Source organism: Streptomyces sp. V4I2 (genome assembly GCF_030817655.1).
In the GTDB taxonomy this organism is placed as follows: domain Bacteria; phylum Actinomycetota; class Actinomycetes; order Streptomycetales; family Streptomycetaceae; genus Streptomyces; species Streptomyces plumbiresistens.
In genome coordinates, this window is the sequence record NZ_JAUSZM010000003.1 from 3941541 (window position 1) to 3953405 (window position 11865).

Sequence of the window (11865 nt, forward strand, 5' to 3'; positions counted from 1 at the left end):
CCGGTGGACGAACCCGACCGGGCTCCTGCTCCGCCGGCACGCGCCCCGCGCGCTGCTCACCGCCCTGTTCGCGGCCGCCTTCACCGTCCAGGCCGTCGGGGCGCTCCTGCCCCACCTGCCGCTGCTGCTCGCCGCGACCGTCGCCTCGGTGGCCGCGGAGGGCGTGCTGCACCGCTGGCAGCGCGGCATGGTGACGGCGCTCGCCAAGTCGCACGCCGACCTGACCGTGCGGCACGTGCTGCGCGACCTGCTGCTGGTCTTCGGGCTGCTGCGGCTGGGCGAGCAGGAGCGGGAGACGGTCTACGCCCCGCTCGTCGCCGGTCTGCTCGCCTTCTACGCGCTGCACTGCGCGATCCAGGCGCTGTCCGTCCTGGTCCGCCGCACCCGCACCCTGCCCGTGGTCACCCGGAACATCGACGCCTCCGCGCTGCGTCTGTCCTCGGCCCCGCCCGTCCTGCTGCGCCGCCCCGGCCACCGCCTGCTGGTCTTCGGCCTGCCGTCCACGGCCGGCCTGCTGGCGACGGCCGCCACCGGCGACCTGCGCTGCGCGGCCCTGGGGATCGCGCTGTCCCTCGGGCTCGCCCTGACGGGCCTGTTCGACCTGCTCCTGTGGCTGCTGCCGAGCCGCCGTCCGGCGGGCGAGCAGGAGGTCCTCGACTGGTTCGACGCGTGGCTGGCCAAGTACAAGCCGACCGTCGGCCTCTACTTCTCCGGCGGGGCCTCCTCGGCGTACCAGGCGAACATGTGGCTGGAACCGCTCGCCGGGCTGGAGGGCCGTCCGCTGATCGTGCTGCGCGAACGCTTCATGGTGCAGAAGATCGCCGCGACCGACGTGCCGATCGTCTGCCTGCCGAAGGTGTCCACCCTGATGCGCCTGGAGCAGTCCACGCTCCAGGTCCTGATCCACCCCTCGAACTCCGGCAAGACCTCGCAGGTCCTGCGCATCCCCACCCTCAAGCACACCTTCGTCAACCACGGCGAGAGCGACAAGCTGTCCTCCTGCAACCCCTACGCGAAGGCGTACGACGAGGTGTGGGTGGCCGGTCCGGCGGCGCGCGAGCGGTACGCGCTGGCCGAGGTCGGCGTCGAGGACAAGGACGTGGTGGAGATCGGCCGCCCGCAGCTGGACGCCGTACTGCCGTACGCGGGCCCGCCGACCGGGACGTTCACGACGGTCCTGTACGCGCCCACCTGGGAGGGCTGGGACGGCAACCCCGGCAACACCTCGGTGATCGGGGCCGGCGAGCACCTCGTGCGGGCGCTGCTGGCGGATCCGGGCGTACGGCTGCTCTACAAGCCGCACCCGCTGACGGGATCCGTCGACCCACGCGTCGGCGAGGCGGACCTGCTCATCCGGGACCTGATCCGCGCGGCGAACCGGAAGCGAACCGGCGAGAGGCCCGCAGCGAACGGCGAACTCGCCCGCCTCACCAAGGAGTTGGACGCCCTCACCTCGATCGACTGCCGGTCCGGCGCCGACCAGGTCGAGCGGATGCTGCTGCAGTCCACGCCCGAGCCGGGGCGGGCCGAGGCGGTGGCGCGGGCGGCCAAGGCCTGGGACGAGGCGTACTGGGCCTCGCTGCCGGAGTGGGAGCACCAGGTCGTGACGGATGTCCGGCCCGCGCTGTACTCCTGCTTCAACCGGGCCGATCTGCTGATCAGCGATGTGTCGAGTGTGGTCAGCGACTTCCTGGCGAGCGGGAAGCCCTATGCGGTGGCCAACACCAGCGGGCTGCCGGAGGAGACGTTCCGGGAGATGTTCCCGACGGTGCGGGCGGCGACCGTGCTGGCGCCGGACGCGGGCGGGGTGCCGGGGCTGCTGGAGGCGGTACGGCATCCGGAGAAGGACGAACTGGTCGCGGCGCGGGCCGAGTTGAAGCGGCACCTGCTGGGGCCGGACGAACCGACGTCGCAGGAGCGGTTCAACGAGGCCGCGCAGGCGCTGTGCGCGGCGGCCCGGGGGCATCGGGTGCGGATGGCGGAGCGGTCGGCGGCGGAACTTCCCGGGCAGCGGCTGGAAACGACGACACCCGTCACCGAGCCCAAGCGCAGGCCCGGATCCGAGCGCAGGCCCGAGACGAAGCCCGAGCCCGCCACACCGTCCCGGTGAGCTCCCTGCCGCGTCACGCCGCGGCGGCCGGCCCGCCCCGCGCCGCCCCGTCCCGCGCCGGCAGCGCCCGCCGTACCTTGCGTGCCGCCCGCTGCACGAACGTGCCGACGACGTCCTTGCGGTAGCCCGGGAAGGAGCGGGCCTCGCGGGGGCCGGCGAGGTAGACCGAGTCGGGGATGCCGGCCGGGGCGTCGCGGAAGTGGGGGTAGGCGAGATAGAGGCGGCGGCCCTTCCTCTCCAGGACGGCCGACGCCTCCTTCTTCGCCCGGACGAACTCCACGACGTCCTCGAGGAGGTCCTGCCGCCCGGCGGCGATCAGGTGCAGCCGCAGCCGCTCGTGGACCCTGAGGCGGCGGGCGACGTCCTCGTTCCAGTACATCTCCGTGAGCGGCCGGGCCAGTTCCATCTTGTGCCGCCGGACCTCTTCGGTGTCCTTGAGGTACCTGGGGCCGAACTGCGGCAGCAGCGTGACGAGGAAGGGCCGGACCATCAGCACGTTCCGCTGCGGGCCGGGCGGGAGCAGGTCGGCTATCAGGGTCATCAGGGCGCGCGCGGAGTCGAAGCGCAGGACGTAACTCCCGCTCTTCGTCACGTGCTTGCCGTCCTCGCGGCCCACCAGGTAGTAGCAGGTGTGGTCGGCGACCACGGAGACGCCGTCGGCCCGCAGGTAGGCCTCCATCGTGAACAGCGCGTCCTCGCCCGTGAACAGGGACTCGTCGAAGCGCATGCTGTGGTGTTCCAGCAGGGAGCGGCGGAAGAGCTTCTGCGCGCTCAGCGTGAACTTGATGTTGGAGGAGAAGACGTCGGTACGGCCCACCGACGTGCCCCACATCGACTTCGGCGCGGACCGGTTGACGCCCTCGACCTTGCCGAGGACGACGTCCGTGCCGTTCTCGTCGGCCATGGCGACCATGCGCTGGAGGGCCTCGGGGCCGAGCCGGTCGTCGGCGTCCAGGAAGAAGACGTAGCGGCCGGCGGCCTTGCCGAGGCCGACGTTGCGGGGGCCGCTGGGGCCGCCGGAGTTGTCCTGCCGGATCACGGTGACCGGCATGGCCGCGCGGGCCGCGAACTCCTCCAGGTACTCCCCGGTGCCGTCCGTCGAACCGTCGTCGACCGCGATGACCTCGATGCGCGTGGGATCGATGGTCTGGGCCTCGACGGACGCGAGGCAGTCGACCAGGTAGGGCATCGCTTCGTACGCCCCGATGATCACGCTCACATCAGGCTGCGTCAGGGTCACGCTTTCCCCCTAGTCACTGACTATTTCCCCGTATCGCCTCATTGGCGACCTGATAGACGGACGGGCCGGGCAAGCGGTTGCCCTGGCACCCTGCTTTCGTGAGCGGAGTCACACAGTGAATCGACAGGGCGGACAGGGAGGACAGCGAGTCGACGGAGGCGCACACCAGGGGATACGTAAAAGAGGCCCGGTTTTCGAGGATCACTCCCTCGAAAACCGGGCCCCTTCAGCGAAGGCGCTTCAGCCCACCGTCACGCCGTCAGTCCGTCCGCCTCGCCCGCCGGTGCCGCCCCCGGCGCCGGCACCGCGTTGGCGAGCTCCGCCTCGGCCTCCGCGGCCTCGGCGGCACCGGTCGCCGCCCGTGACTCCTGGCCGACGTTGCGCGTCTCGGCCTTGATCGCGAGGTTGGCCACCGCGGTGTTGAACTGCTCGATGGAGGTCGGCTCGTCCGGGCCCAGCAGGTACTGCTTCAGCTCGGTCCGGTCCGCGGCCAGCGGATCGGCGGCCGGGTCGCGCACCGCGTCGAGGAGTTCGCCCAGCTCGGCCGCGCTGTTGGACAGGATCACCGCGGCGCGCACCGCCGTGTTCTGCCGCTTGAACTCCTCCACGCCCAGCTCTGCGGAGTCCGTGACCGCGTACGGCTTGCCGCTCGCGATGAAGTCGGAGACCACGCTGGAGATGTCGGAGACCATCGCGTCGGAGACGTTGAAGCAGTCGTACAGGCGCGGCTCGGCGCCGGTGACGACCCGGTGCTCCCAGGTGGGGAAGGAACGCCAGTACGCGTCGTTCCACTCGGCCCGCAGCCGGGCGATCTCCTCGTGCTTCTTGACGTCGACCAGGCCGTCACGGGTGGCCTCGGCCTCGTCGCCCTTCTCGCCGCCCTTGCCGACCAGTTCGGCGATCCGGGCGTCGATCCGGACCAGGTCCGCCTTGGCCTCGGCCTGTGCGGCCGCGTCGGCCGTGAAGCGCGGGTCGGCACCGCGCTGGGCGGCGGCCTTCGCCACCAGGGCGGTGATGCGCTCGTGGGCGGCCTTGGCCCGGGCGCTGACGGTGCCGGTGAAGGGGTGCGGCTTGTACAGCACACGGACCGGCGGGTCGGCCTTGACCAGCTTCTTCACGATGCTCTCGCCGGCCAGCAGGATGGACGTGTTGCCGGGGTTGTCGTCCCAGCCCTCCCAGGTCGGCGCGTAGAGCACCGTGGGGCAGCGTCCGTCAGCGGCTCCGCCGCGGGGACTTTCCGGCACGCCCTGCCAGGTCTGGATGGGCGCCAGCTGCGGGCGGCCGACCTCGACGATGTCCTCGTCGCGGACGCCGACGTCGGCGATGGCGTACCGGTCCCGGCCCGCGCGCCCCGCGGTCCACACCTCGTCGTACACCTTGCTGAACGGGTTGACGCTGGCCAGCTTGTCGCTGTCGCCGTGGCCGATGAAGACGTGCTTCATGGTCGGGACGCGCAGCAGGTGGATGTTCTTGCCGACGTTCGCCGCGTACAGCGCGACCCGCACGGTGGACAGGTCCATGTTCATCAGGTGCACCCCTCCGGGTACGCAGATGACGGGGACCGTACTGGGTGCCAGGTTCTGCAGTATGACGCGCTCGCGCAGGATGATCAGCGGCTTGGAGTCCAGCTGCTCCATGGTCTCCAGCCACATGTTGACCTGGTACGCCGAGTCCTTGGAGCCGGAGAAGTACAGCACCGTCTCCGGCCGGTACTCGCGCAGCCAGTCGTCGACCGCGTCCAGCACCTTCTCGGGGGTGGGCGGGATCTTCCGGCCGCGGACGTACGGCAGCAGCGCAGCCACGTACACGGAGCCCAGGACCAGAGTGACGCCGATGCCGATGAAGCCGGCGAGGGCGGAGTCCAGGGCGGCGGAGACGAGTATGCCGACCACGGCCGCGAGGTCGAGGTGGAGCATCTTCTCGGCGGAGCGGTTCAGCAGGACCTGCGGCGGGGCGTCCGGGATGCGGATGCGCGAGGCCAGGTCGACGTTGCGGGTGGCGACCGGCATCCGGCGGCGGTTGCGGATCAGGGTGGCCAGCGCGCCGTGCGGGGCCTGGAGGCCGTAGAACGCGATGAAGCAGGCGGTCGCCCCGTAGAAGACCAGGTCGTCCGAGAGGGACAGGCGGGCCAGCAGCAGGATCAGCAGAAGCTGTCTGATCAGGAAGCGGATCGACAGACCGGCCCGCACCTTGCTGAGGCGGTTGATCAGATAGCTGCCCTTGCGGTGCAGAAAGTGGTCCGCCAGGTACGTCACGGCGGTCGCGGCCGCGAAGGCGGGGACGCTCGGGACGAGTGCGGCCAGCATGAGGGCGGGGTAGCCCAGAATCATGAGGGCCGCCGCGGCCAGCTCTGCCGCGCTACCCACCCGGGCGACGCGAATAGCGGTGCTTATCACGGAGAAACCTGCTCTTGGAGGGGTGCCGGTTTGTGAAAGTCGAAAAAATCCGGAAAAAAGCTTGTGCACGGTCCGGTAATTTTACGGATTCAGGCCCCTGCGAATGCTCCGCGAACGGGCAGCCACAGAGGCCTGAATGACAGACGACTAATTGTCGGTGATTATGCCACGCCGTCCTGACGATCCAGGACACTGGCCAGCGCCTGCTCGAATCCGGAAGCCTGCCCGGCGGACGCCGTCGGGTCCTGCTGGCGGACGTCGATGACATGCCCGGTCAGTTCGGACAGCAGCACGTCGAGCGAGGTGCGGGCCACGGCCTCCGAGGAGAGCAGGCTGCCCGCGGGCTCCTGGCCGAAGGCCTTGGTGCGCATCGGCGTGGCGGTGCGCTCCGGGTTGACGCAGTTGACGCGGATGCCCTCGCCGGCCCACTCGTCGGACAGGGCCTGGGTGAGGTTCACCATGGCGGCCTTGGTCGAGGAGTAGAGGCTGTACTCGGCGCGGCCGCGGGTGTAGCTGCTGGAGGTGTAGAGCAGCAGCTGGCCCTTGGTCTCGGCGAGGTACTTGTACGACGAGCGGGCGATCTGCACCGGGGCCAGGTAGTTGACCTTCAGCGCTTCCTCGATGGTCGCGTTGTCGGTCTCCGCCAGCTTGCCGATGCGCAGCACGCCCGCGGTGTTGACGACGTAGTCGATGCGCCCGGTCTCGGCGTACGCCTTGGACAGCGCGTCGTCGACCTCCTCGGGGTTCTCGACGTGGGTGCCGGTGGTGGAGCGGCCCAGCGCGTACACCTTGGAGCCGTAGGACTCGGCGAGTTCGGCGATGTCCTTGCCGATGCCGTACGAACCGCCGAAGACGACGACGGTCTTGCCGGTGAGGAGTTCGCGGTAGAGCTCTTCACTCATCTGCTCGGGTGTGGCGGTGGAGGCCAGCTGGAACAGCTTGTCGGCGATGAAGACGTCGACGGGCTGAGTGACCTTCATGTTGTACTCGTCGCCCGCGACGACGTGGATCGGCACGTCGGGCAGGTACTTGAGCACGACCGAGCAGTCGTCCGTGGCCTGGAAGTTGGGGTCGCCGGCGGCGACCTCGTAGGCCCGGCGGATCGTGGACAGCTTGAAGGCCTGCGGGGTCTGGCCGCGGCGCAGTCGGGAGCGGTCCGGGATCTCCGTGATGAACTCGCCGTCCTCGCCGTGGGTGCGGGTCACGATGATGGTGTCCGCGGACGGGATGGCGACGTCGACGGCCTGGAAGCGCTCCAGGGCCGTGACGCAGTCGTCGATCACGCGCCGCGACAGCAGGGGGCGTACGGCGTCGTGGAACAGGACGTTCACGTCCTCGCCGTCGGCCAGCCCCTCGCCCAGGGCGGCGATGGCGCGTTCGGTCGTCTCGTTCCGTGTGGAGCCACCCTCGATGATCTTCGTGACCTTCTGGAATCCGGCCTTCGCGACGATCTTCTCGATGTCGGGCACGTAGCCCGGCGCCATCAGCACGATGATGTCGTCGATCGAGTCCGCCTTCTCGAAGGTGGTCAGGGTGTGCTCGATGACTGCCTTGCCGGCGATCTTCAGCAGCTGCTTGGGGATCGAAAGACCCACGCGCTGGCCGGTGCCACCGGCCAGGATCACTGCGGTGGTACGGGGCTTGGCTATGCGCTGTGACACAGGTGACCTACCTTGGGGCGACAGGGAACTTCGAAATGGTCCCACTTGTGGTTACCGCAGTGCAAGGTGAGCGCCGTCCACCGCATATGTGCGCGCAACCTGTCATTCACCTTGTCCTCCCGGTGTTTGAGTGACACCCCTTCCGCGGAGCCCTCGAAATTGCTGTGAGTAACTCCACAGGGACTCAGCGGCGTCGTAGCCGCTTCAGACAACGATGCCCGAGTACCCGCACGAGTTCCTTCGACGACGTCTGGTGAACCGTACGCGCCTTGGCGGACGCGGTGTGCCTGACCGGCGCCGCGGCGGCCGCGAGCGCGCCGTACAGGGCCTGTGCCGCCACCTCGGGCGCGATCAACGGTTCCCCGGGCAGCACCTCGGTGGGCTGCGGCACGACGGACAACAGCGCAGGATCACCCAGGATGCGTACGCCCATTCCGCCGATCCGCCCCGCCATCTCGGCGCCGATCTCGGCGGCGGCCTCCACCGCCCACTGCGGAGTGCTGATCTTCACGTCCTGGGGACCGGGAGCGCACGCGTTCTTCATATGCATCACGGCGCCGTATCGGACGAGCTGCGAATAGAGCTCGTCCGGGAGGCCATTGCCGCGGAATTCCATATTAAGTTTCCGCAGCATTTCGGTCTCGGCGAGAGTAAGAGAACGGTTCGCCGCGTCCGGCACGGGCTGCAGGAGATTGTCGGGAAGTCCGAGGAGCTGCTCGAAGGCGCGCAGCAGATGGCCCCGGTCGCGGTCGTCGACCACGACGACCGTGAGCCGCTCGGGACCGACCACCCGGGCCCAGCGTTCCACCAGCCGGTCGTGCCGGTGCCGACGCCAGAAGCTGGGGTTGGGCTTCTCGTACGGGGCCTTCTTGAGCATGTGCTCGAGCCAGTCCTCGTAGCCCATGCGCAGGCCGTTCTGGACGTACTGCTGCCACTGCGAGGGCATGATCCTCGCCAGCGGGCGCAGGGTGATCAGGACGTGTACCCTCCCCCACTCTCGGCTTCGCTCGAGCGGGGGGACCCCCATCCCGCCGAGTTCCTCGACAACCCGGGCGATCGTCTCGTCGTCGGAGGCGTCGGCGAAGAACTCGCTGCTGATCACCGAGGTGCGTCTGCCGGTGGCCTTCACCTGGTCCACCAGGCGCTGCCAGTGCCGCTCGGTGGGCCGGGTGTTGCCCATCATCCCGGGGCGGGCGCACGCGGCCAGGACCGCTTCCATCGGGTGCCTGCTGTCGGCCGGGAAGACGACGCCGTGCTCGCGCATCGCGTCCTTGGCGGCGAACAGCGCGCCCTGGATCGAGGTCGTGCCGGTCTTGTGCGGGCCTATGTGCAGCAGCCGGGTGCCGGTGGGCAGCGGGGGGACTCCGGCGTTCACCGGAACGTCGTGTCTCGTACAGTCCGTCTCCATAGTCAGAGGACGGTAAGAGGGATTCCTGAAACTGCGCTGAGAGAGACCTGGGACCCGGATGAGTCCCCCGCGCCCCAGGCTCCCGTCACCTTCGGGTCGTGGTCCACATACAGGTCACACCAGCCGGACGCCGGGCCTGCCCGCCTCGACCCGCAGCTTGGCCAGCGTGCTCGGAATGGCCTGCGGCTTCACCACCGTGTCGACGATTCTCACCTGCGCGTCGATACCGTCGCGGCGGATGTCGAGCAGGTGGTAGCCGCGGTGGGCGTCGAGCAGCTTCCAGTGCGGGTTGTCCGCCATCCGCGGGTCCCACTCCTTGCGGAAGGCGGTCTGGTCCTGGTCGCCGTTGCTGGAGATGGAGGTGCCGACGAACTCGGCGCCGACGACCGCGGAGTCAGGGTTCGCGAAGTCCTCCTTGAGGTCGCTGATCATCGTCAGGTGCCGGTCGCCGGTGAGCACGACCGGGTTGCTGACGCTCTTGAACTCCTTCAGGAACGCGTTGCGTTCGGCCTGGTAACCGTCCCAGGCGTCATAGAACCAGAGCTTGCCCTCGCCGACCTGGAGGTCGGTCTCGGCCATCATGATCTGCGAGGCGATCAGGTTCCAGCGGGCCGGCGAGTCGCGCAGCCCGTCGAGCAGCCACTGCTTCTGGTCGGCGCCGAGCATCGTCAGCGACGGGTCCTGGGCGCCGGCCTGGCTGGTGGCCTGGTCGCTGCGGAACTGCCGGGTGTCCAGCACGTTGAGCCGCGCCAGCCGCCCGAACTCCAGGCGGCGGTGCATCCGGATGTGCGGCCCGTTCGGTACGGCGCTCGCGCGCACCGGCATGTGCTCGTAGTACGCCTGGTAGGCCGCGGTCAGCCGGGCCACGAACGCGTCGTGCGGCTGCTTGGCCGGGTCCTGCGGGATCTCGCCGGCGAAGTCGTTGTCGACCTCGTGGTCGTCGAAGGTGACCACGAAGGGCGCGTTCGCGTGCATCTCGGCGAGGTCGGGGTCGGTGCGGTACTGGGCGTACCGGTTGCGGTACTGGGTGAGGCTGTACGGCTCGCCGGTGCCCTCGTGACGTCGTACGGCCGTCGCCGACGGCGTCGACTCGTAGATGTAGTCGCCGACGAAGAGGACCACGTCGGGGTCCTGGGCCAGCATGTCGGCGTACGGCGTGAAGTAGCCGTGCTGCCAGTTCTGGCAGGAGGCGAGCGCGATGCGCAGGGGGCCGCGGGAGGTGAGCGGGTGGGGCGCGGTGCGGGTGCGGCCGGTGGGCGAGAGCTGCGCACCGGCGCGGAAGCGGTACCAGTACGCCCGGCCCGGACGCAGACCTCGCACATCCACGTGAACGCTGTGCCCGTACTCGGGCCGGGCCTGGGCGGTCCCCCGGCGTACGACCTTTCTGAACCGGGCGTCCTCGGCGAGCTGCCACTCCACCGGCACCGCACGGTCCGGCATGCCGCCGCCGTTCAGCGGGTCCGGGGCGAGCCGCGTCCACAGCACGATGCCGTCCGGAAGCGGGTCGCCGGATGCCACACCGAGGCTGAACACACCGTCGGGCAGGGGCGTTTCGGCTGCTCGGGCGGTGTTCGGCAGCCACAGCTGGGCGGAGGCCGCAGCGCCGAGCACGGCGGCCCCGGCGGTCAGAAAGCGGCGTCGGTCGGGCGATACTGCTCCGGTCATCGGGCGAACTCCCCTGCCTCGCTGGCCTCTTGGACACTGGAAGCTCACGCCTTCGGTCGGTCCGCCCGCTGAACAGAGCTCTTCGCGTGCATGACAGGTGGGGAGACAACAGGAGACCCGTTACGACACGCAGACAACACGATGAACGCGGTCCGATCGCAACGGGTCATGCCTGCCCTGGCGATGACGGTCGGTCAGTACGCGAACCCGGACCCGAGCCGCGCGTTCGCCGCCACCGTGCCGAGCGTGCCGGCGCCGAAGGTGAACGAACCGGTCGGCGTGATACCGGAGGACGTCGACCGGAACCCCCACACCGATCCGGCGTTCGCGTTCTCGCCCGGTGCGTCGACGGCGAGTTCGGCCCGGCCGTCGTGGTTCGCGTCCACGAGACGGGTCGTACGGCCGAAGGCGTCGGAGTTCTCCGCCGCGCCCGGCACGCCCGCCGCGACGTCGGCGACCGAGACGTCGGGGCCGGAGGCGGCGCCGGGGACGACGGCGACCCGGCCGCCCTTGGCGAGCGGGGTGGAGGCTCGCTGTCGTAGCCGTCGAGGCGGCCCACGACGATGTCCTCGTACCCGTCGCCGTTCACGTCGCCGAGGTCGACGGACCCGCCGCCCTGCAGCCAGTGGCCGTTGCCGTCGAGGACCAGGGACGGCGGCGCGAGCCCGTTCGGGGTGCCCTGCCAGTAGGTGATGCGGCGGACGTCGTACTCGTCGCCCTGGTTCGTGGCCCCCACGATGTCGTCGACGCCGTCGCGTTCACGTCACCGGCGGCCAGGTCCAGGACGCGGGGGTCGGAGTCGTCGATCCGGACGAACTGCTCCCCGCCGTGCGAGGCGCCGTCCCGCCCGAAGGGGCCCTTGACGGCCCGGAGTCTCCAGTCGTTCGCCACGGCCACCACATCGGACGCCCCGTCGCCGTCGACATCGCCGACCGGCAGCCTCCCCCGGCTGCCGAGCCCGCCGTACGCGGCATCGCTGCTCGTGACCAGCGAGGAGCCCCCCGTCAGACCCTGGGCGCCGCCCCAGACGACCGTACCCGTCCTGGACGAGGCGGTCAGGCCCTTCGCCGAGCCGTACAGCACGGCCACGTAACCGGCCTTCGTCTTCCCGCCGACGCTTGCCTCGGGCGCGGCCACCGCGAGGTCCGGTTAGCCGTCGCCGTTGAAGTCGTCCCGCGACTCGGTGGCGGCGGGCTCGGCCGCCTGGGCGTCGGGAGTGCGGTGCCGGTCGCGGCGAGCAGCGTGAGCGCGACGACAACGGTACGACGCAGGCTGCGCGGCACGGGCTGGGGCACGGCGACTCCGGGAATCGAACGGGTAGTTGACTACCCGATACGGCTCGCCGGAGCGGCCGTTGGTTGCCCCGCCCTGCCCTGCCGTTCGCC

8 protein-coding genes are annotated in these 11865 nt (G+C 70.1%); 1 reads left to right on the top strand and 7 read right to left on the bottom strand.

The window, feature by feature from the left end:
• The first annotated feature begins 64 nt into the window (after positions 1-64).
• On the top strand, positions 65-2110 hold the full coding sequence (locus tag QFZ76_RS18745) for a hypothetical protein (protein ID WP_307680061.1): 2046 nt from the start codon (positions 65-67) through the stop codon (positions 2108-2110).
• Between the two features lie 13 nt (positions 2111-2123).
• Here the strand turns inward: QFZ76_RS18745 and QFZ76_RS18750 are convergent, their stop codons facing one another.
• The 7 genes from QFZ76_RS18750 to QFZ76_RS18780 all read right to left on the bottom strand — a co-directional run bounded on the left by QFZ76_RS18750 (position 2124) and on the right by QFZ76_RS18780 (position 11617).
• Positions 2124-3350, bottom strand: coding sequence for a glycosyltransferase family 2 protein (locus tag QFZ76_RS18750; RefSeq protein ID WP_307674815.1), 1227 nt, complete (start codon positions 3348-3350; stop codon positions 2124-2126).
• 251 nt (positions 3351-3601) lie between these two features.
• Positions 3602-5716 carry a hypothetical protein gene (locus QFZ76_RS18755; protein ID WP_307674816.1) on the bottom strand — a complete coding sequence of 705 codons (2115 nt, stop codon included), beginning with the start codon at positions 5714-5716 and terminating at the stop codon, positions 3602-3604.
• Between the two features lie 191 nt (positions 5717-5907).
• Complete coding sequence (locus QFZ76_RS18760) at positions 5908-7407, bottom strand: bifunctional cytidylyltransferase/SDR family oxidoreductase (RefSeq protein ID WP_307674817.1); 1500 nt, start codon at positions 7405-7407, stop codon at positions 5908-5910.
• Positions 7408-7591: 184 nt separating this feature from the next.
• Positions 7592-8815, bottom strand: a complete 1224-nt coding sequence (locus QFZ76_RS18765; protein WP_307674818.1) for a hypothetical protein — start codon at positions 8813-8815, stop codon at positions 7592-7594.
• Positions 8816-8929: 114 nt separating this feature from the next.
• Complete coding sequence (locus QFZ76_RS18770; protein ID WP_307674819.1) at positions 8930-10480, bottom strand: alkaline phosphatase; 1551 nt, start codon at positions 10478-10480, stop codon at positions 8930-8932.
• 194 nt (positions 10481-10674) lie between these two features.
• Entirely contained in the window at positions 10675-10917 is a 243-nt protein-coding gene (locus QFZ76_RS18775) for an FG-GAP repeat protein (RefSeq protein WP_307674820.1), read from the bottom strand.
• Between the two features lie 148 nt (positions 10918-11065).
• On the bottom strand, positions 11066-11617 hold the full coding sequence (locus QFZ76_RS18780; RefSeq protein ID WP_307674821.1) for a hypothetical protein: 552 nt from the start codon (positions 11615-11617) through the stop codon (positions 11066-11068).
• Positions 11618-11865 lie beyond the last annotated feature (248 nt).

Excerpts from the sequence above, each read along its gene's own strand:
- QFZ76_RS18765 (WP_307674818.1), bottom strand. The coding sequence starts at position 8,815 with ATGGAGACGGACTGTACGAGACACGACGTTCCGGTGAACGCCGGAGTC.
- QFZ76_RS18770 (WP_307674819.1), bottom strand. The coding sequence starts at position 10,480 with ATGACCGGAGCAGTATCGCCCGACCGACGCCGCTTTCTGACCGCCGGG.